Annotated in this window: 21 protein-coding genes and 1 pseudogene; 8 read left to right on the forward strand and 14 right to left on the reverse strand. The window is 69.4% G+C overall.

Annotated elements, in window-relative coordinates; translation table 11 throughout:
• Nucleotides 1-330 (forward strand): annotated as a pseudogene (locus tag EV683_RS01510) (glucose-6-phosphate isomerase); the annotation flags it as partial.
• Nucleotides 331-396: 66 nt separating this feature from the next.
• Nucleotides 397-858 (forward strand): YehS family protein, encoded by a 462-nt coding sequence (locus tag EV683_RS01515; protein ID WP_131861495.1) that lies wholly within the window; start codon nt 397-399, stop codon nt 856-858.
• Between the two features lie 73 nt (nt 859-931).
• On the opposite strand, the gene EV683_RS01520 is transcribed toward EV683_RS01515, so the two are convergent.
• The 3 genes from EV683_RS01520 to EV683_RS01530 form a co-directional block, all read right to left on the reverse strand.
• On the reverse strand, nt 932-1,252 hold the full coding sequence (locus tag EV683_RS01520) for an MGMT family protein (protein WP_131861497.1): 321 nt from the start codon (nt 1,250-1,252) through the stop codon (nt 932-934).
• A gap of 7 nt (nt 1,253-1,259) precedes the next feature.
• Nucleotides 1,260-1,925: a type 2 periplasmic-binding domain-containing protein gene (locus EV683_RS01525; RefSeq protein WP_066614935.1), complete on the reverse strand. Its 666-nt coding sequence runs from the start codon at nt 1,923-1,925 to the stop codon at nt 1,260-1,262.
• Between the two features lie 62 nt (nt 1,926-1,987).
• Nucleotides 1,988-2,638 (reverse strand): MBL fold metallo-hydrolase, encoded by a 651-nt coding sequence (locus tag EV683_RS01530; protein WP_131861498.1) that lies wholly within the window; start codon nt 2,636-2,638, stop codon nt 1,988-1,990.
• A gap of 144 nt (nt 2,639-2,782) precedes the next feature.
• Between EV683_RS01530 and EV683_RS01535 the strand changes: the two genes are divergently transcribed.
• Nucleotides 2,783-3,979, forward strand: a complete 1,197-nt coding sequence (locus tag EV683_RS01535) for an amino acid aminotransferase (protein WP_131861733.1) — start codon at nt 2,783-2,785, stop codon at nt 3,977-3,979.
• Between the two features lie 164 nt (nt 3,980-4,143).
• On the opposite strand, the gene EV683_RS01540 is transcribed toward EV683_RS01535, so the two are convergent.
• The gene (locus tag EV683_RS01540) at nt 4,144-4,857 is read right to left on the reverse strand and encodes a GNAT family N-acetyltransferase (protein ID WP_131861500.1); all 714 of its coding nucleotides are present in this window, start codon (nt 4,855-4,857) and stop codon (nt 4,144-4,146) included.
• Between the two features lie 218 nt (nt 4,858-5,075).
• Here EV683_RS01540 and siaA point away from each other — a divergent pair, with 218 nt between their 5' ends.
• From siaA to EV683_RS01560, 4 genes are read left to right on the forward strand one after another with little or no spacing between them, the layout of a single operon-like run.
• The gene (gene siaA / locus EV683_RS01545; protein WP_279432272.1) at nt 5,076-7,070 is read left to right on the forward strand and encodes a biofilm regulation protein phosphatase SiaA; all 1,995 of its coding nucleotides are present in this window, start codon (nt 5,076-5,078) and stop codon (nt 7,068-7,070) included.
• A gap of 9 nt (nt 7,071-7,079) precedes the next feature.
• The gene (siaB, locus tag EV683_RS01550; RefSeq protein WP_131861504.1) at nt 7,080-7,622 is read left to right on the forward strand and encodes a biofilm regulation protein kinase SiaB; all 543 of its coding nucleotides are present in this window, start codon (nt 7,080-7,082) and stop codon (nt 7,620-7,622) included.
• Between the two features lie 11 nt (nt 7,623-7,633).
• Complete coding sequence (gene siaC / locus EV683_RS01555; RefSeq protein ID WP_066614927.1) at nt 7,634-8,011, forward strand: biofilm regulation phosphoprotein SiaC; 378 nt, start codon at nt 7,634-7,636, stop codon at nt 8,009-8,011.
• An 11-nt stretch (nt 8,012-8,022) separates the two neighbouring features.
• Nucleotides 8,023-8,811: a diguanylate cyclase gene (locus tag EV683_RS01560; RefSeq protein WP_131861506.1), complete on the forward strand. Its 789-nt coding sequence runs from the start codon at nt 8,023-8,025 to the stop codon at nt 8,809-8,811.
• On the opposite strand, the gene EV683_RS01565 is transcribed toward EV683_RS01560, so the two are convergent.
• From EV683_RS01565 to EV683_RS01580, 4 genes are all read right to left on the reverse strand, one after another.
• Nucleotides 8,808-9,077 (reverse strand): GIY-YIG nuclease family protein, encoded by a 270-nt coding sequence (locus tag EV683_RS01565; protein WP_066614949.1) that lies wholly within the window; start codon nt 9,075-9,077, stop codon nt 8,808-8,810. The genes EV683_RS01560 and EV683_RS01565 overlap by 4 nt on opposite strands.
• A gap of 134 nt (nt 9,078-9,211) precedes the next feature.
• Nucleotides 9,212-10,354, reverse strand: coding sequence for a c-type cytochrome biogenesis protein CcsB (gene ccsB / locus EV683_RS01570; RefSeq protein WP_066614924.1), 1,143 nt, complete (start codon nt 10,352-10,354; stop codon nt 9,212-9,214).
• 2 nt (nt 10,355-10,356) lie between these two features.
• Nucleotides 10,357-12,372 carry a cytochrome c biogenesis protein ResB gene (locus EV683_RS01575; protein ID WP_131861508.1) on the reverse strand — a complete coding sequence of 672 codons (2,016 nt, stop codon included), beginning with the start codon at nt 12,370-12,372 and terminating at the stop codon, nt 10,357-10,359.
• Nucleotides 12,373-12,460: 88 nt separating this feature from the next.
• Complete coding sequence (locus EV683_RS01580; protein ID WP_066614920.1) at nt 12,461-13,075, reverse strand: c-type cytochrome; 615 nt, start codon at nt 13,073-13,075, stop codon at nt 12,461-12,463.
• 92 nt (nt 13,076-13,167) lie between these two features.
• Between EV683_RS01580 and yihA the strand changes: the two genes are divergently transcribed.
• On the forward strand, nt 13,168-13,812 hold the full coding sequence (yihA, locus tag EV683_RS01585; RefSeq protein WP_066614918.1) for a ribosome biogenesis GTP-binding protein YihA/YsxC: 645 nt from the start codon (nt 13,168-13,170) through the stop codon (nt 13,810-13,812).
• A 259-nt stretch (nt 13,813-14,071) separates the two neighbouring features.
• Here yihA and EV683_RS01590 read toward each other — a convergent pair whose 3' ends face one another.
• The 6 genes from EV683_RS01590 to trmL all read right to left on the reverse strand — a co-directional run bounded on the left by EV683_RS01590 (nt 14,072) and on the right by trmL (nt 19,588).
• Nucleotides 14,072-14,803, reverse strand: a complete 732-nt coding sequence (locus EV683_RS01590; RefSeq protein ID WP_131861510.1) for a proteasome-type protease — start codon at nt 14,801-14,803, stop codon at nt 14,072-14,074.
• Between the two features lie 16 nt (nt 14,804-14,819).
• Nucleotides 14,820-15,614 (reverse strand): transglutaminase family protein, encoded by a 795-nt coding sequence (locus tag EV683_RS01595; protein ID WP_131861512.1) that lies wholly within the window; start codon nt 15,612-15,614, stop codon nt 14,820-14,822.
• Entirely contained in the window at nt 15,614-16,537 is a 924-nt protein-coding gene (locus EV683_RS01600) for an alpha-E domain-containing protein (protein ID WP_207910379.1), read from the reverse strand. Before EV683_RS01600 ends, EV683_RS01595 begins: the two co-directional genes overlap by 1 nt.
• Nucleotides 16,538-16,540: 3 nt before the next feature.
• The gene (locus tag EV683_RS01605; RefSeq protein ID WP_131861514.1) at nt 16,541-17,971 is read right to left on the reverse strand and encodes a circularly permuted type 2 ATP-grasp protein; all 1,431 of its coding nucleotides are present in this window, start codon (nt 17,969-17,971) and stop codon (nt 16,541-16,543) included.
• A 244-nt stretch (nt 17,972-18,215) separates the two neighbouring features.
• Nucleotides 18,216-19,082, reverse strand: coding sequence for a septal ring lytic transglycosylase RlpA family protein (locus tag EV683_RS01610; protein WP_066614910.1), 867 nt, complete (start codon nt 19,080-19,082; stop codon nt 18,216-18,218).
• A 41-nt stretch (nt 19,083-19,123) separates the two neighbouring features.
• Nucleotides 19,124-19,588 carry a tRNA (uridine(34)/cytosine(34)/5-carboxymethylaminomethyluridine(34)-2'-O)-methyltransferase TrmL gene (gene trmL, locus EV683_RS01615; RefSeq protein ID WP_066614908.1) on the reverse strand — a complete coding sequence of 155 codons (465 nt, stop codon included), beginning with the start codon at nt 19,586-19,588 and terminating at the stop codon, nt 19,124-19,126.
• Between the last annotated feature and the right edge of the window lie 27 nt (nt 19,589-19,615).

A 19,615-nucleotide genomic window follows, 5' to 3' on the forward strand; every position in this document is an offset into this window, starting at 1 on the left:
GCGGCCAGGGGCTTGAGCGGTGCCGAGCTCGAGGCGCTGGTGCCGCACCGGGTGTTCGGCGGCAACCGGCCCTCCAACACGCTGCTGCTGACGCGTCTGGACCCGCGCCACCTCGGCGCGCTGATCGCGCTGTACGAGCACAAGATTTTCGTGCAGGGCGCGGTGTGGCAGATCAACTCGTTCGACCAGTGGGGGGTGGAGCTGGGCAAGCAGCTGGCCAAGACCATCCACGGCGAGCTGACCGGCCAGCTCGGCGCCGCCGAGCACGACAGCTCGACATCAAGGCTGATCGCGCTGTACCAGAAGGTCAACGGCGGGCGCGGCGGCTGAGCCGCTACAATGGCGGCCCCGGCCGCCGCTCGTGGCGCGCCGGCGCAACGACCTGGAACGACAACGATGATGAACAACGATGTGCTGCGCAGCGTGCGCTACATGCTCGACCTGAGCGAGGTCAGGTTGGCCGAGATCGTCGCCCTGGTCGGCGGCGCGGTGAGCCGCGAGGACGTCGCCGCCTTCCTGAAGAAGGACGACGAGGAGGGCTACCGCGACTGCCCCGACGCGGTGATGGCGGCGTTTCTCGACGGGCTGATCGTCTACCGGCGCGGCCGCGACGAGAGCCGGCCGGCGCCGCCGCCGGAGACGGTCGTGAGCAACAACGTCATCCTGAAAAAGCTGCGCGTCGCCTTCGAGCTGAGGGAGGACGACATCCTCGCGCTGCTCGAGTCGACCGGTTTCAAGGTCGGCAAGCCGGAGCTGAGCGCGCTGTTCCGCAAGCCCGGGCACGCGAACTACCGCCGCTGCGGCGACCAGTTGCTGCGCTACTTCCTGAAGGGGCTGACGCAGCGGCTGCGCGGCTGAACGCATCCCGATCGGCTCCCGCCGCATCGGCACGACAAAGGCCCGCGAATGCGGGCCTTTGTCGTCGGCGGGCTCAGCGCTCCGGCCGCCAGCGCGCCCGCGCGATGTCGACGCGGCCGTCGGCCCGGAACGGCACGCCTTCCTCCTCGAGCAGCAGGCGCTGCCAGTCGGCGCGGCCTTCGCCGCGTTCGGGGATGGCGCCGTCGGCGGCGATTACGCGTTGCCAAGGCAGGCCGCTGCCGTCGGGCAGCAGCTTGAGCCAGCGGCCGACGTGGCGCGCGTGGCGCGGCTGGCCGGCGAGCTCGGCCAACTGGCCGTAGCTGACGACGCGGCCTTCGGGGACGGCGGCGAGCTGGGCGGCGAGCTGGGCGGCGAAGTCGTCGGGCAGGGGCATGGCGGGGTCAGGGCCGGCGCAGCGCGTCGGTCAGCGCGGGCACGAGCGCGGCGTGGCGGCGGTTGAGGTAGTGGTAGAGCGGGACGGTCTCGAGCGCGGGTGCGACGACGACGACGCGCTGCGCGAGCCCCAGCCGGCGCAGCTTCGCCTCCCCGTCGCCGCGCTCGGCGACGACCAGGTCGACGCGGTGCGCCGCCAGCATCGCGAAGGCCTGGTCGACGCTGTCGACCGGCGAGGCGCCGTGCATGCCGGCGACGCGCTCGGCGATCAGCCGCGTGCCGCGCGCGTAGGCGAACGCGTAGGGGCGCAGCGCCTCCCAGCCCGCATCGGCCCGGAAGGTCGAGCCGCGCCGCGCGTAGATTCGCGCCTGCATGGCGGCCAGCGCTACCGGCACGCGCACCAGTTGCGGGTGCTCGCGCTCCAGCCCGGCGACGCGCATCAGCTCGCCGTCGGTCGCGCCGGCCAGCGTCGCGCGCAGCGCGCGTTCGCCGGGCAGCACGACGAACTCGACCCGGCGCCCGAGCTTCGCGTAGGCGGCGGACAGCCGCGTCTCGACGGCGAGGTCCTGCGGGCCGGGGTCGAACACGGCTATCCGCAGCGGCGTCGCGGCGGCGGGCGTCGTCCACGCCGCGACGCACAGGCTTGCACACAGGATGGCTCGCTGGCGCCACATGACCGTCTCCGCTGATTGTCTTCAACGAAAGGTAACGGCAAGGCGCGGCGAGGGAAAGTTTTTTAACGGTAACGCGCGTCGGCGACGAAGGGGTTGCTCGCGCGCTCGGCGCCGATGGTGGTGTTCGGGCCGTGGCCGGGGATCACCTCGGTGTCGTCGGGCAGCTTGAACAGCTTGTCGCGGATCGCGGCGATCAGGTCCTCGTGGCGGCTCATCGGGAAGTCGGTGCGGCCGATCGAGCCGGCGAACAGCACGTCGCCGGCGACGAGCAAGCCGGCCGACTCGCTGTAGAACACCACGTGGCCCGGCGTGTGGCCCGGGCAGTGGATCACGCGCAGCGTCTCGTCGCCGACGGCGACGGTATCGCCGTCCTCGAGCCAGCGGTCCGGCGTCAGCGCCGGGCTTGGCGGGAAGCCGAACATGCTGCCCTGCTGCGGCAGCTGGTCGAGCCAGAACGATTCGGCCTTCTGCGGGCCCTCGATCGGTACGCCGAGTTGGGTGGCCAGCGCCGCCGCGCCGCCGGCGTGGTCGATGTGGCCGTGGGTCAGGAGCAGTTTCTCGACCGTGACGCCCAGGCGCGCGACGGCCGCCTCGATGCGGGCGAGATCGCCGCCGGCGTCGACGACCGCGGCGCGGCGGGTGACGTCGCACCACAGGATGGAACAGTTCTGCTGGAAGGGGGTGACCGGGACGATCTGATAGCGGAGGGCCATGGCGGTACGGAAAAGCGCGGAATCGGGATGCGCGCATTGTGGCACGCGCGCCGCGGCGCGGCCAGCGCGCGGCGGTTTCGCTGACCGCGCCGCCCGTGTCAACATAGGGGGTCGCATTTCCCCCAAGAACGGTTCCCCATCATGATGTTCTCGCACGTCGACGCCTACCCGGGCGACCCCATCCTGTCCCTCGTCGAAACCTATATGAAGGACGGCAACCCGAACAAGGTCAACCTCGGCATCGGTCTCTACTACGACGAGGAAGGCCGCATCCCGCTGCTGCCGTCGGTGCAGAAGGCCGAGGCCGCGCGCGCCAAGCTGGCCGCGCCGCGCTCCTACCTGCCGATGGAAGGCGCCGCCAACTACCGCCAGGCGGTACAGGAACTGGTGTTCGGCGCCGATCACGAGGCGGTCAAGGCCGGCCGCATCGCCACCATCCAGACCATCGGCGGCTCGGGCGCGCTCAAGGTCGGCGCCGACTTTCTCAAGCGCTACTTCCCGGATAGCGAGGTGTGGGTCAGCGATCCGACCTGGGACAACCACCGCGCGATGTTCGAGGGCGCCGGCTTCACCGTCCACGACTATCCCTACTACGACGCGGCGACCGGCGGCGTGCGCTTCGCCGACATGCTGGCCGCGCTGAAAGCGCTGCCGGAGCAGAGCATCGTGCTCTTGCACCCGTGCTGCCATAACCCGACCGGCGTCGACCTGACCCCGGCGCAGTGGGCCGAGGTGATCCCGGTGGTCAAGGCGCGCCGCCTGATCCCGTATCTGGACATCGCCTACCAGGGCTTCGGCGACGGCATCGAGGAAGACGCGCACGCGATCCGCGCGATGGCCGACGCCGGCGTCGCCTGCTTCGTCAGCAATTCCTTCTCGAAGAACCTGTCGTACTACGGCGAACGCTGCGGCGGCCTGTCGGTGGTGTGCGGCGACCAGGAAGAGGCCGGGCGCGTGCTCGGCCAACTGAAGGCCACCGTGCGCCGCATCTACTCGAGCCCGCCGACCTTCGGCGGCCAGGTCGCGGCGACCGTGATGCTCGATCCGGCGCTGCGCGCCGAGTGGGAAGGCGAGGTGACGGCAATGCGCGAGCGCATCAAGGCGATGCGCCAAAAGCTCTACGACGTGCTGAGCGCCAAGGTGCCGGGCCGCGACTTCTCCTACTTCCTGAGCCAGCGCGGCATGTTCAGCTACACCGGCCTTTCGCCCGAGCAGGTCGATACGCTGCGCGAGGAATACGCGATCTACCTCGTGCGCTCGGGCCGCATGTGCGTCGCCGGCCTGAACAATCGCAACGTCGACTACGTCGCCGCGGCGATGGCGGACGTGCTGGCGCGCTAAGGCGCCGAGCGCGCGACGGCCCGTTCGTCGTTTGGCTTGCAAACACAAGGCTCGGCCAACGTTGGCCGAGCCTTTTTTGCGTCGCGCCGCGCCGCAGCCGGGGGTGGGTCGCGGGCTGTCGTCGCCGCGTCATGTCGGTGGCGTATCCTGCGCGAACGGCGCGGCTAGCCGCGCGAAGCGGCGATCATCGCCCCGAGCGACTGGCGTTGCCGGCCGGCCTCGTCGAAGTTGGCCGGGTCCAGCCAGGCCTGGTAGGCGTGGCGCAGCGCCGGCCATTCGCCGTCGAGCATCGCGAACCACGCGGTATCGCGGTTGCGTCCCTTGTCGACGCGGTGCTGGCGGAACACGCCCTCGAAGGTGAAGCCGAAGCGTTCGGCGGCGCGGCGCGACGCGGCGTTCAGCGCGTCGCACTTCCATTCGACGCGGCGGTAGCCGAGCGCGAACGCCTCCTTCAGCAGCAGGTAGACCGCCTCGGTCGCCGGCGTGCTCTTCTGCAGCCGCGGCGAGAACGCGAGGTGGCCGATCTCGATCGAGCCGGCGTCGGGGTCGACGCGCAGGTAGGCGGCCAGGCCGAGCGCCTCGTGGCTCCGGCTGTCGACGACGGCGAAGAACAGCGGGTCGTCGTTGCCGACGTAGGCGGTCAGCCAGTCGCGGTAGTCGGCGTAGTGCGCGAACGGGCCGTAGGGCAGGTAGGTCCACATCGCGCCGTCGCGGTCGAGCGTGTTCGCGGCGAACAGGCTTTCGGCGTGGCGCGCGATCTCGACCGGCTCGAGCCGCACGGTGCGGCCTTCGAGCGGCGCGCGCGACGGGCGCGGCGGTGGGGTCCAGTCGGGCATCGGCGCGCCCAGAGGTTGGCCGAGGGCATTCAGGTGTTCCATGGTCGTGTCGTCGCCTCGTGTGAAGATGGCGGTGCGCCAACTGATAGAAGCATAAACGTTTCGGGGCCGGATTCGCTGCCCGTTTTCGGCCTGTTGTCATCGGGTCGTTGCTACGTTGACGCCTTTGACATGAGCTCGTTATGCTGCCCGACGGGGCCCTTTTGGCTTTCGACAGCATTCGGCATGGTTTAACGAAAACGGCGGCGCATTCCGGCGCGATGGGGGTGGCGGTGAGTCTCAGGTTCAGGGCAATGCTCGTGCTCGCCGCGCTGTGCGCGCTGCTGCTCGCCGTCGCCGTGTGGCTGGGCGGCGCCGCCGTCGACACCATCCGCCGCAACGACGCCGCCGCGCTGGCGCGCGAGCACGCGCTGTTCCAGCGCCAGAAGCTGCTGACGCTGATCGAGCGCGAGCTGGCGCTGGCTCAGCGCTTCGCGCAGCTGCAAACGACGCGCGCCTGGCTGGCCGCCGAGGCCGATCCCGTCGCGCGCGCGCGCTTCGCCGCCGAGGCCGAGGGCTTCCGCCGCGCCTTCGCCGACCGCGCCTACTTCGTCGCCGTCGACGCCAGCGGCCACTACTATTTTGCCGACGACCGGACGTCGGCCGCACAGCCGCGCTACACGCTGTCGCGCGGCAAGCGCGACGACGGCTGGTACTACGCGACGCTCGCCACCGTGCGCGACGCCGCGCTGAACGTGAACCGCGACGCGACGCTCGGCCAGACCAAGGTGTGGTTCAACGTCGTCGTGCGCGACGACGCCGGCCGGCCGCTCGGCCTGGTCGGCTCCGGCCTCGACCTGACGCGCTTTCTGAACGAGTTCGTGTCCGCCGGCCGCGTCGGTGTCGGCAACCTGATCGTCGACGGCCGGCGCGCGATCCAGGCCCACCCCGACCCGAAACAGATCGAGTACGCGAGCTTCGCCAAGAGCCGGTCCGACAAGACGCTCGACCGCCTGTTGGCCGAGCCGGCCGAGCGCGCGGCGCTGGCGGCGGCGATGGCGCGGCTGAAGGCCGGCGCGCCGGTGGCGACGCTGCCGTTGACGCTGTCCGGCGCGCCGCGCGAGGTCGGCGTCGCCTACCTGCCGTCGCTCGACTGGTACGTGTTGAGCGCGGTCGACCCGGTCGCCGCGCGCGTGCTCGACGAGGCCTTCTTCGGCCGGCTGGCGATGGTCGGGCTGGCGGTGCTCGCGCTGTTCGCGCTGGCCGCCTCGTTCGGCCTCGACCGGCTGGTGCTCCGGCCGCTGGGCCGGCTGAGCCGCTCGGTCGAGAAAATGGCGGCCGGTGACTATCAAATCGAACTGGCGTCGGCGCGCCGCGACGAGCTGGGCGCGCTGACGCGCGCCTTCGCGGCGATGGCGGCCGAGGTGCGCCGCCATACCGGCGCGCTGGAGACGCGCGTCGCCGAGCGCACGCGTGAGCTGGCCGAGACGAACGCGCGGCTGGCCGGCGCGCAGCGCTCGATCGAGGAGAGTCTGCGCTACGCGGCGATGATCCAGTCGGCGATGCTGCCGACCGCGCCGTTGGCCGAGGCCTTCGGCGACGCGCACTACCTGATGTGGCTGCCGCGCGACACCGTCGGCGGCGACGCCTGCCTGTACCGCGCGGACGAGACGGGCCGGCTGATCGGCCTGATCGACTGCGCCGGCCACGGCGTGCCCGGCGCCTTCATGACGCTGGTCGCGCGCGCCGCCTTCGACCTCGCGGTCGCCGAGCTCGGCCTGGCCGACCCGGCGGCGCTGCTGGCCCGCATCGACGCGATCCTGCGCGCCGAGTTCGCGCGCGCGCCGTCCCGCCTGGCGACCAGCGTCGACGCCGCCTTCTGCTACCTGCCGGCCGACGGCTCGCCGATGCTGTTCGCCGGCGCCCACCTGTCGCTGTTCGTCGCCGCCGGCGGCCGCTGCGTCGAATACCCGGGCAGTCCGCACGGCCTGGCCGAGCGGCGGACCGACGCGCACCGCAACCTGGCGGTCGAGCTCGCGCCGGACGCCGTCTGCACGCTGGCGACCGACGGCTTCTTCGACCAGGCCGGCGGCGACAAGGGCTTCGGCTTCGGCCGTCAGCGCTTCATCGCGCTGTTGGCCGAGCTCGCGCCGCGGCCGTTGGCCGAGCAGCGCGTCGCGCTGCTGGCCGCCCTCGACGCGCACCGCGGCGACGCGCCGCTGCGCGACGACATCACCGTGCTCGGTTTCCGGCACGCCCTCCCTCCGACACACTGAGGAGACTTCATGACAGAAGAAGCGGATGTGCTGTTCCTGCGCGATGCCTTCACCCGTCAGGGCATCATGCTGTGCTTCAACGGGCCGTTCTCGGCCGAGCTGATCGAGGAGATCGGCAAGGCGCTGCGCCACTATCTGGAAGGGATGAAGGAGTCGCCGTCGTCGGTCACCGACGTGTTCGCCGCCTATATCGAGCTGACGCAGAACATTCGTCACTACGTGCGCGAACAGGGCTTCGAAGGGGCAAACGCCGAGGGGACGGTGGTGGTGTCGCACCGCGACGGCCGTTACATCGTCAGCGCCGGCAACGCGGTACGTCAGGCCGACGGCGACGCGTTGATGGCGCGCGTCGACGCGCTGTCCGGCCTCGACAAGGCCGCGCTGAAGGCCGCCTACAAGACGCAGCTGCGCGCGCCGCGCGAGCCGGGCGCCAAGACCGGCGCCGGCCTCGGCCTGATCGACCTCGCGCGCAAGGCCAGCGCGCCGCTGACCGCCACCCTCAAGCCCCTGCCCGACGGACTGGCCTTCTTCAGTCTGCGGGTCGTGATCTGAACGAGACTGACATGCTGACGCTTGCGATTCCCGCCACCGCTTCCACGCCCGCGATCGCGGCCGACTGGGCCGCCGGTCTGCTGACCATGAGCGGCGACTCCTACCCGGAAAATTCCTTCGAGCTGTTCCAGCCGGTGATCGACTGGGTCGACGCCTACCTCGGCGACAGCGACCGTCCGCTGACGCTGTCGCTGTCGCTGCTCTACCTCAATACCAGCAGCATCCGCGCGATGATGGACATCCTCGACCTGCTGCAGGGCGCGCACGACGCCGGCCGTCGCGTGCGCGTCGAGTGGCTGTACGACCCGGACAACGAGCGCGTCGCCGAGCTGGCCGCCGAGTTCCGCGAGGACTACAGCTTCCCCTTCGACATCCTGGCGCGCGCCTGAGGGAGGCGACCATGAACGGCGACGACGGACTCGAGACGCGCGTCGAGGCGCTGCTGGCCGCGCCGGCGCACGACGCGGCGGCGCTGCACGTGGCGCTGGCGGCGCTGTACGCGCGCTACCGCGACCTCGCGGCGCAGATCGAGCGGGTGACGCGCATCGCCGACCGCTACCAGGGCGCCGAGCGCGAGCGCGGCCGCAGCTACGCGGTGCGCTACGAGAAGCAGTTGCGGCAGATCGAGAAGATCATGCGCATCAGCGACCGCTACCAGAGCATGCTGCGCGACCTCAACGACCGCTTGCACTGGCTGTCGCTGCGCGACGTCGTCACCGGCCTGCCCAACCGCCGCCACATGCTGGGGCGGCTGGACGACGCCGTGGCCGACGCGAAGGAGGGCGGCGCGCCGCTGGCGCTGGCGATCGCCGACGTCGACCACTTCAAGCGCATCAACGACGGCTTCGGCCACGACACCGGCGACAAGGCGCTGGCCGCGCTCGGCCACGCGCTGTGCGGCCTGCTGCCCGACGGCGACGCGGCGCGCTGGGGCGGCGAGGAGTTCCTGCTGCTGTTTCCCGCGCACGACCTCGCGGCCGCGCGGCGCCGGCTGGACGCGCTGCGCGCCGCCCTGCCGGGCGCGATGGCGCCCTTGTGGCCCGACGGCGTGCCGACGCTGACGCTGTCCTGCGGCCTGACCGCGTGGCGCGGCGACGACGACGCGCTGTCGGCGCTGCTCAGCCGCGCCGACGAGGCGCTCTACGTCGCTAAGCGCGGCGGGCGCGACCGTCTGGTCGTCGCCGACTAGCCTTCCCCGCCTTCCGCGGCGGCGTAGCGCGCGCACCACGCGCGCTTGGCCGCCGCCGTCATCTGCTTGAGCGCCCATTCGGCCTTCAGCGCCGCCGACTTGTCGGGAAACTCCACCGTCAGCACCAGCCGCTCGGGCGGATGGGCGCGCGTGAAGCGCGCGCCGCGGCCGCTCGCGTGCTGCCGGTAGCGGCGCGCGACGTCGGTGCTGACGCCGGTGTAGAGCCGGCCGCCGGCGCATTCGAGCACGTAGAGATACCAGGGCATGATGGCGACGGGGCGATCGCGGTGGCGGGCGCGCAAGAAAAGGTTGGCCGAGTCTTCGCTCGCGACGCGGCCTCGCTCGGTCGCCCTCGCGGCGTTGCGCGCGGGCTCGGCCAACCTTTTGACGGGGGCGGGGTTTACAGGCTGCCGTAGGAGTGCAGGCCCGACAGGAACATGTTGACGCCGATGAAGGCGAAGGTGGTGACGAACAGGCCGATCACCGCCCACCACGCCAAGGGCGCGCCGCGCCAGCCCTTGACGAGGCGGATGTGCAGCCAGGCGGCGTAGTTCAGCCAGACGATCAGCGCCCAGGTTTCCTTCGGGTCCCAGCTCCAGTAGCCGCCCCAGGCGTCGGCCGCCCACATCGCGCCGAGGATGGTCGCGATGGTGAAGAACAAAAAGCCGACCGCGATCGCCTTGTACATCACCTCGTCGAGCACCTCGGGCGCCGGCAGCTTGCCCGCCAGCCAGCCCTTGAGCGCCATCAGCTCGGCGACGCCGAGCATCGCCGCCAGCGCGAAGGCGCCGTAGCCGACGAAGTTGGCCGGCACGTGGATCTTCATCCACCACGACTGCAGCGCCGGGATCAGCGGCTGGATCTCGTGCGCCTGGCGGTCGAAGGTGTACCACAGGATGAAGCCGACCGCGGCCGAGATCACCAAGAGCACGAAGGCGCCCATCTGGCGTGCGGCGAACTTGGCCTCGTAGTACAGGTACATCAGCGCGGTGATCAGGCAGAACAGCACGAACACTTCGTAAAGGTTCGACACCGGGATGTGGCCGACGTCGGGGGCGATCAGGTAGCTCTCGTACCAGCGCACGAACAGGCCGGTCAGGCCCATCACCGCGGCCGACCAGGTCAGGCCCGAGGCGATGCGGGTCAGCAGGTCCGAGCGCTTCAACAGGCCCAGCCAGTACACGGCGGTGGCGAGGAAGAACAGCGTGCACATCCACATGATCGCCGACTGGCTCGACAGCAGGTACTTGAGCCCGAAGGCGCTTTGCGCGCGCGCCAGGTCCTGCTCGTACAGGCCGATGCCGGCCAGCGCCAGCGCGCCGCTGAGCGGGAAATACCAGCGGAAGGCCTTCCAGAACCAGCCCTGCGCGATCAGGCCCAGCGTCGAGCCGGCGAGGATCGCGTCCTCGTAGACGTCCATCGCGTCGCCGTAGCGCGCGAAGGCGACGCCGGCGGCGGCCAGCACGACGAGTGCGTACAGCCAGTCGCCCGGCGTCAGTTTTTTCAGCGGATGGGTCGTGCCCAGCGAATCCGACAGTTCCATCGTCAACCCCTCGATACTTGCTCGAGCGCGTCGCGGTGACGCGCAAACTCTTGATCCAGTTCGCGATTATGCCTGTTCGAGGCCATCGCGACACGCACTTTGCCGTCGCGCAGCAGGAACCACATCCGCAGCTCGCGCACGTAGAACATCAGGATGATGCCGATCACCAGCAGCAGCGAACCGAGGTAGACCAGGTTCTTGCCCGGCGAGCGCGTCAGCTGCAGGCCGGACGCCTGCACCTGCGTGAAGTCGGTCAGCTGCAAAAAGACCGGCGCGCGGTAGTCGGCCATCGCGCTGGTGGCGACCAGGCCGTCCAGCAGCATGCGGTAGTGCGCGCCGTCCTTCGGCCACGGCGCGAGGCCGGCCTTTTCCTGCGCGACGTCCATCACGTCGATCACCGCACCCTGCAGGATCTTCACGTAGGTCTGCGCGACCGCGGCGCGCTTGTCCGCGGGCACGCGTTCGTCGAGGAAGCTTTCCAGCCCCTTGAAGCCGCCTTCGCCGAAGCGCGCGAGGATCCACTTCACGCTGTTCTCGAACTGCTGCTGCATGTCCGCGCTGATCACGCCGCCGGCGGCGGCCTTTTGCGCGGTGCGCCGGGCGATCTCGTCGTACAGCGCCGGATTCTTCAGCGTAGCGTATAGGCGCATGAAGCTGTCGATCTTGTCGTCATCGTCGAGCGGCAGGCGCAGGTAGGCGAACGGCTCGGACACCTGGCTTCTGACGCCGGCGATCAGGTAGCGCGCGCCGTCCTGCTCGATCGGGCTCATGTAGTGCATGTACTCGCGCGCCTGGCCCTGCGCGTCGCGCAGCTTGAAGGCAATGCTCGGGCCGAGGTTCTTCATGAATTTGGCGTCCTGCCTGACCTCGCGCGCGTCCTTCATGCGCGCTTCGAAGTCCTTGGCCGCCAGCTCCTCGCCGCTGCGGGTGTCCTCGATGTTGAACAGGCGGAACTCGCCGAGTTCGAGCGTGTAGCGCGCGCCGCCCGCCTCCAGCGGCTGGCTGGCCAGCGACACGCCCTTGACGGTGGCAGGGGGCTGCGACGGTTGGCCGAGGTTCCACGCCTTGAAGGTGACCGGCGAGCCGCCGTCGCCGAAGCTGGCCTGGTAGATGGCGACGCCGTCGACGATCAGCGGGTGGTTGACCTTGACCGTGGCCGGCGTCTCGCGGCCGCTGGCCTTGTCGGTGACGACGATGTCGCTGGCGAACAGCTTGGGCATGCCGTTGCTGTAGTAGTCGACGTGGAACTTCTTCAGCGTGACGATGAACGGCAGCTCCTGTACCAGGTAACCCTTGCCGGCGTTGAGGAAGATCACGTCGGCGCTCTTGTTCTCGGCGATGGTCACGTTGCCGCGGTAGGAGAGGTTGGCCGGCGACAGCCGGCTTTCGTCGGGCACCTGCGACTGCGGCACGTCGCGCGTTTCGGGCACGATGCGGCCGAGCAGCTCGCCGATCTTCAGCGGCAGGTTGCCGTCGAGCAGGCCGCCGATGCAGATCACCACCAGCGCGATGTGGGCGAAGAAGTAGCCGAGCTTGTTGGCCGAGCCCTTCTTGGCGGCGATCACGACGCTGCCGTCGTCGCGCTCGTGGCGCTTGTGGCGGAAGCCGTGGCGCGCGAGGTAGGCCGACAGCGTCGCCGCGTCGGGCGAGCCGGACAGCTCGGCGCTGTGCTTCATCGCGGCCAGCGAGTTGTCGCCGGCCTTCTCGCGGAAGGCCTTCATGTCCTTGATGAAGCCCGGGCCGTTGCGCACGATGCACAGCGTGGTCGAGATCACCAGGAAGGCGAGGATGGTCAGGAACCAGCCCGAGTGGTAGACGTCGTACAGCCCCAGCGTCTCGAACACCTCGAACCAGAACGGGCCGAATTCGAAGGCGTAGTTGGGGTAGGGCTCGTTCTGCTTGAGAACGGTGCCGACCACCGAGGCGATCGCGAGGATGGTCAGAAGCCCGATGGCGAAGCGCATCGAGCTCAATAGCTCGTACAGGGCGTGGCGGAAGGATGTCTGGCGAACGGTCATATTATTGGAATGCGAAAAAGGGAAGCCCGATTCGAGGCTTCCCCTTTGAACCCGGTCGTGCCGGAAAGTTGCCGCACGCGCGGGCGGCTTAACGCAGGCCCGAGATGTACTCGGCCACCGCCTTCATCTCGGCGTCGCTCATGCGCGACGCGATGTCGGCCATGGTCTGGTTCTGGCGGTCGGCGCCGGCCTTGAAGTCGTTCAGCTGCTTGACGATGTAGGGCGCGTGCTGTGCGGTCAGGCGCGGGTAGCGGTCCGGCATGCCGGCGCCGGCCGGGCCGTGGCAGGCCATACAGGCGGGCACCTTGGTGCCGAAGTTGCCGGCGGTGTAGACCTTCTTGCCCAGCGGCATCTGCGTCTTGTCGGCGGCTTCGCGCGGCTTGACCTTCTGCTGGCTGAAGTAGGCGGCGACGTTCCACATGTCGTCGTCCGACAGCGGGGAGGCCATGCCCATCATGGTCGGGTTCTTGCGCGTGCCGGCCTTGAACGCCTTGAGCTGTTCGTACAGGTACTTCTGGTGCTGGCCGGCCAGCGTCGGGTTGGCCGAGGCCGCGCTGTTGCCGTCCGCGCCGTGGCAGGCGGCACATACCTGGTCGACGATCAGCTTGCCTTTGGCCGGGTCGCCCTTGTAGACCGGGCTGGCCGCAAACGCGCCCCCGGCGAGGGCCGCAGCCGCGATCGCCAACAGCATCTTACCTTTCATGGTCGCTCCTCGAGAAAGAATGCGTAACTATCTGTATAGGTGGCAATTTCAAACCTGCTATTCTATACCAACCGTTTGTACCCTTACTACTTATGTCGATTTTCCAGAACGCCAGGTTTTTCACCACCGTCAACCACCTGAAAGACCTGCCGCCGACGCGCGCCGAAATCGCCTTCGTCGGCCGCTCGAATGCCGGCAAATCGAGCGCGATCAACACGCTGGCCAACCATGTCCGGCTCGCCTACGTGTCGAAGACGCCGGGCCGCACGCAGCACATCAACTTCTTCACGCTCGACAAGACCGAGGAGTGCTATCTGGTCGACCTGCCCGGCTACGGCTACGCCGAGGTGCCCGAGGCGGTGCGCGCGCACTGGGTGCAGCTTCTGGGTCGCTACCTGCAGACGCGCCAGAGCCTGATCGGGCTGTTGATGATCATGGACGTGCGCCATCCGCTCAAGGATCTGGACCGCCAGATGCTCGACTTCTTCCGCGACACCGGCAAGCCGGTGCACATCCTGTTGTCGAAGGCCGACAAGCTGTCGCGCCAGGAGCAGAACAAGTCGCTGGCGGCGGTGAAGCAGGCGCTGGCCGACTACCCCGGCGTGTCGGTGCAGCTGTTCTCCAGCCTGAAGAAGCAGGGCGTCGAGACGGTGGAGGGCGTGGTCGGCGCATGGCTCGCGCCCTACACCGCGGCGGCGCCGGACCTGCTCGAGGGTCTCGACGACGACGGGGCCTGATCGCGTCGGTGCGCGGCGAGGGCTCGGCCAACCCGGTTAGCTTGGCCGAGCCCTCGTCGTTGCTGGCCTGACCGGCGTGGGAACTTTGCGCGGGGTGCGCCGACAAAACCCACAGGTGTTACGCACCTCCCGCTTTCCCTCCCTGAGCGGGTGCCTTGGTGCTGACCATCGAGGCCTTTCGCCCCGGCGCATCCTCCTTGAGCCGGGGCTTTTTATCGCGCGCGCCGCGCGCTTTCCTCTCCCTATCCATAAATATCCCTCAGTCCGCCAGCCAGTCCGGTTCCGGCAACGTCGCGAACGCCTGCCGCAGCCCCCGTCCCCACTGTTCGCGCAGGCCGGCCAGGTAGGGGTCGTGCTCGGCCAGCCGGGTCGGTTCGCGCGCGGCGAAGTCGTCGCGCGGATGCCAGAACAGGTCGAGCGGCGCGCCGACCGACAGGTTGGAGCGCATGGTCGAGTCGAAAGAGATCAGCGTGCACTTGATCGCCTCGTCGCGCGGGGTGTCGTAGTCGAGCACGCGGTCGAGGATGGGCTTGCCGTACTTGGCCTCGCCGATCTGGAAGTAGGGCGTGTCGCGCGTCGCCTCGATGAAGTTGCCCTGCGGGTAGACGTGGAACAGCCGCGGCGGCTCGCCGGCGACCTGGCCGCCGAGCAGAAAGTGCGAGGAGAAGTCGGTGCCCTCGTCCGGGCGGGCGTCGCGCGCGATCACCTCGCGCAGCGTCGCGCCGAGGCGAACCGCCGCGTCGTATAGCGAGTCGACGGCGAGGATGTTCGTCGCCGGGTCGCCGCCGCGGACGCCGAGCTCCAAGAGGCTGGCGACGCTCTGGCTGGTGGCGAGGTTGCCGGAACTCAAGAGCACCAGCCGGATGCGGCCGGGCTCGGCCAACTGGCGCATCTTGCCGAAGGTGGCGACGTGGTCGACGCCGGCGTTGGTGCGGGTGTCGGACGCGAACAGCAGGCCGTCGCGCAGCTTGATGGCGACGCAATAGGTCATCGCGGGCTCGCTTTCTTCATTGTTCCAGCGGGCGCACGTCGGCGCGCGCGGCGAGCCGTTCGCCGTCGCCGCCGAGGCGCACGCCGCGCACCGGGCAGGCGTCGAGGTAGTCGAGGCCGACGGCCAGCTTCAGGTGGTGTGCGTCCGGCGCACGCTGGTTGCTGATGTCGAAGCCGTGCCAGGCGCCGTCCTGCCAGACTTCGGCCCAGGCGTGGCTGGCGGCGTGGTCGGCGTCGTCGTTGAGCAGGTAGCCGCTGACGTAGCGCGCCGGGTGGCCGAGCGCGCGGCAGGCGGCGAGAAAGACCTGGGTGTGGTCCTGGCAGACGCCAGCGCCGAGCGCGAGCGCGGCGGCGGCGCCGGTGGCGGCGTCGGTGCGGCCCGGGGTGTACGGCATCGCGGCCAGCACGGCGGCCGACAGCGCGGCGAGCGCGTCGAGCGGCGCGGCCGGGTGCGCGTCCGCGGCGGCGCGCGCGAGCGCGCGGATCGCGTCGTCGGGACGGGTCAGCGCGGTCGCGCGGCAGAACACGCGCGGGTCGAGCCGGCCGGCGTCGTCGTGCCAGCCGCCGCCCTGCGTTTCGACCACCCCCTCGGCCAACAGGCGGATCTCCTCGTGCGGCGCGTCCAGCGTCATCAGGTGCACCGCGTTGCCGAAGCCGTCGACGTGGGCCGACGCCGGGCCGGGCAGCGTCAGCCGCCACGACGCGATGCGCTGGTGGGCGCTGTCGCGCGGCGTCATGCGCAGCGTCTGCGTGCTGCGCCGCGCTGGGCTGTCGTAGCGGTACACCGTTTCGTGGCGGATGGCGAGCTTCATCAGGCGGCCTCCAGATAGGCGCGCTGCACCGTGCCGCCGAGCCGGTCGATGTCGCCGAGCATGCGCGTCAGGTAGGGGTGCAGGCCCTCGGCGAAGATTTCGTCGACGGTGCTGTAGGCGAGCGCCGCCTGCAGCTCGGTCGCCAGCCGCTTGGCCGGGCGGCCGTTGTCGCTCTCGAGCCGTTCGAGCCACTTGCGGATCTCGTCGAAGCAGGCCCTGAGGCTTCTGGGCATGTCCGGGCGCAGCAGCAAGAGCTCGGCGACGCGGCGGCCGGACAGCGCGTCGCGGTAGAGCGCGTGGTAGGCCTCGAAGGCGCCGACCGCGCGCAGCAGCGCGCTCCACGCGTGGTAGTCGGGGCTGTCGTCGTCCTCGCGGCCGAGCAGCTGGCTTTTCACGTCCAGAAGCCGCGCGGTGTTGTCGGCGCGCTCGAGGTAGGTGCCGAGCCGGATGAAGGAGAACGCGTCGGTGCGCTGGCAAGTGCCGTGGGTGGCGCCGCGAAACAGGTGCGAGCGTTCCTTCACCCAGTCGAAGAAGCCCTGGAAGTCGCCGCCGGCGGCCGCCAGCTCGCGCGCCTCCAGCCAGGTGGCGTTGATCGACATCCACATCTCGGCGGTGATCTTGCCGCGCACGGCGTGCGCGTTGTCGCGGGCGGCCTTCAGGCTGGACAGGATGGAGGCCGGGTTGGCCGAGTCGTAGGCCATGAAGTGCAGCACGCGGCGGGCGTCGATCGCGTCGTGGCGGTCGAGATAGGTCTCGAGCATGCCGGTGAGCGCCAAGGGCGCGGCGATGTCGGCCGAGCCGCCGCGCGACTGCGGCAGCATCGACACGGCGAGGCTCACGTCGAGCAGCCGGGCGAGGTTCTCGGCCCGTTCCATCTGCCGGGCCATCCAGAACAGGTGATCGGCGGTGCGCGATAGCATCATGATTCAGTCCTCCAGAACCCAGGTGTCCTTGGTGCCGCCGCCCTGCGACGAGTTGACCACCAGCGAGCCGGCCTTGAGCGCGACGCGCGTGAGCCCGCCGGCGACCAGCTTGATGTCCTGCCCGCTCGACAGCACGAAGGGGCGCAGGTCGATGTGGCGCGGCGCGATGCCGCCCTCGACGAAGGTCGGGCACGACGACAGGCACAGCGTCGGCTGCGCGATGTAGCCGGCCGGGTCGGCGATCAGCCGCGCGCGGAAGGCGTCGATCTCGGCACGCGTCGCCGCCGGGCCGATCAGCATGCCGTAGCCGCCGGCGCCGTGGACTTCCTTGACCACCAGCTCGGGAAGGTGCCGCAGCACGTAGTCGAGCTGCTCGGGTTCGCGGCACAGCCAGGTCTCGACGTTGGACAGGATCGGTTCCTCGTCGAGGTAGAAGCGGATCATCGCCGGCACGTAGGGGTAGATCGACTTGTCGTCGGCGACGCCGGTGCCGATCGCGTTGGTCAGCACCACCTTGCCCTGGCGGTAGACCGACATCAGGCCGGGCACCCCCAGCAGCGAATCGGGCCGGAACGCCAGCGGGTCGAGGAAGGTGTCGTCGATGCGGCGGTAGATCACGTCGACCCGCTTGTGACCGGCGGTGGTGCGCATGTAGACGTGGTCGTCGCGCACGAACAGGTCGCGGCCTTCGACCAGCTCGACGCCCATCTGCTGCGCGAGGAAGGCGTGCTCGAAGTAGGCGCTGTTGAAGTGGCCGGGGGTCAGCACGACGACGGTCGGGTTGGCGACGCGGCTGGCCTTGCGCAGCGTGTCCAGGAGCAGCGCCGGGTAGTGGTCGACCGGCGCGACCGCGTGGCGCGCGAACAGCTCGGGGAACAGCCGCATCATCATCTTGCGGTTTTCCAGCATGTAGGACACGCCGGACGGCACCCGAAGGTTGTCCTCGAGCACGTAGCAGCCGCCGTCGGCGTGGCGGATGATGTCGACGCCGGCGATGTGGGCGTAGATGCGGTCCGGCAGGTCGACGTCCTGCATCATCGGCTGGTACTGCGCGTTGCCGAACACCGGCCCGGCCGGGATCACGCCGGCCTTGACGATCTCGTGGTCGTGGTAGATGTCGTGCAGGAAGGCGTTGAGCGCGCGCACGCGCTGCTTGAGACCGACCTCGAGCGTTTGCCATTCGGCGGCCGGTACGATGCGCGGGATGGTGTCGAACGGGATCAGCCGCTCGGCGCCGGCATCGTCGCCGTAGACGGAAAAGGTGATGCCGACGCGGTGGAACAGCTGGTTGGCTTCCTCGCGCTTGCGGTGCAGCACCTCGGGCGACTGCGCCTGCAGCCATTCGGAGAAGCCCTGGTACTGGGATCGGACGGCGCCGCTTTGCAGCAGCATCTCGTCGAAGTGGCCGCGCTCGGGCAGGGTCAGGGCATGCATGGGACGGTCCTCCTGAAGCCGGCGTCGTTGCCGGCGCTCGACGGGGGACGCAGCAAGGTCCATGCCAGCGTATTGGTGGGCAAAACCGCGTTCGCTGCCCGGTTTTGCCGGCCGCGCGCACCACGACGGGGCGCGGCGGCGGCCGTTCTGGTGCGCTGCGGCATCCGGCGCACCGTTGCGGTGGTAAAGGCATGAAAAAGGCCAGGGACATGCCCTGGCCTGCGGTTCAAAGGTGGCGGGTCGCTTACAGCGCCAGCACCGGGTTGACCTTGATCGCCTGCGCCGCTTCGTTGGCGGCCGACTTGCTGTCGAACGGGCCGAGGCGGACGCGGTAGGCGCCTTCCTGGTTGACGATGCGCAGCTTGCGCTCGAGCCTGTCGTCGAGCTTGTCCTGCATCTGCGACAGCTTGGCCTCGGCGCTGGAGAGCTTGGTGTAGCTGCCCAGTTGCAGGAAGACCGGCTGCGCCTTGGCTTCCTGGATGCGGTTCGGCTGGGTGACGACGTCGTCGCCGTTGCTGCCCGGCCAGACGCGCTCGACGATCATGTCGGCGCTGCCGGCGTTGATAAAGCCGAGACGATGCGCGGCGGCGTACGACAGGTCCATCAGCCGGCCCTTGTGGAAGGGGCCGCGGTCGTTGATGCGCACGACGACCGATTTGCCGTTCTTCGGGTTGGTGACCCGGGCGTAGCTCGGAATCGGCAGCGTCGGGTGGGCGGCGGTCATCGCGAACATGTCGTAGCGTTCGCCCGACGTGGTCTTGCGACCGTGGAACTGCTTGCCGTACCAGGACACGCGGCCGTGGGCCTTGTAGGGCCTCGCGTCGGTGACCGGGGTAAAGCTCATGCCCAGTGCGGAGTAGGGGCGATTGGCCGCCTTGATCAGCGGCTCGTTTTGCGGAATGGCGTCCGGGACCAGATCCAGATTGACGGGGATATGGTCGGCGGGGCCGTCGTTTTGGAAGTAAGCACCGCCCTTGGACTTCTTGACGGCGACTTTCTTCGGCGACTTGGTCGAAGATTGATTGCTAGCGCTGGCGGGTTTCACGGTGGAACAGGCCACCAGCACAATACTGACGAGCACAAGCCACAGCCATCGGAAAACAGGTTGCATGAGACCTCCCTTATGCTGTTGCGCTCAACCTGCGAACTGTCTCACCTCCCGTTGGCGAACCCCTGCTGACGCCATGCCTCGAACACCGTCACCGCGACGGCATTGGACAGGTTCATGCTCCGTGAGCTCGGCTGCATCGGCAGCCTGATCCGGCGCTCGGCGGGAAAACGTGCGAGCACGTCGTCCGGCAGTCCGCGCGATTCCGGACCGAAAAGCAGCACATCGCCGGGGTGGAAGGCGACCTGGTCGTACCGGGTGGCCCCCTTGGTGGTGGCGGCGAAAATCCGTCGCCCCGCCAAGGCGGTCAAACAGGCGTCCCAGTCTTCGTGCACCGTGAGCGTGGCGTACTCGTGGTAGTCGAGTCCGGCGCGTCTCAACTTGGCGTCGTCGAGCGGGAAACCGAGTGGTTTGACCAGGTGCAGTTCACAGCCGGTGTTGGCGCATAAACGAATCACATTGCCCGTGTTGGGCGGTATTTCCGGCTGAAAAAGAACAACTGTGAACATCGTTGGCGGGATGGATTGTTCCAAGTA

Source organism: Crenobacter luteus (genome assembly GCF_004345725.1).
GTDB lineage: Bacteria > Pseudomonadota > Gammaproteobacteria > Burkholderiales > Chromobacteriaceae > Crenobacter > Crenobacter luteus.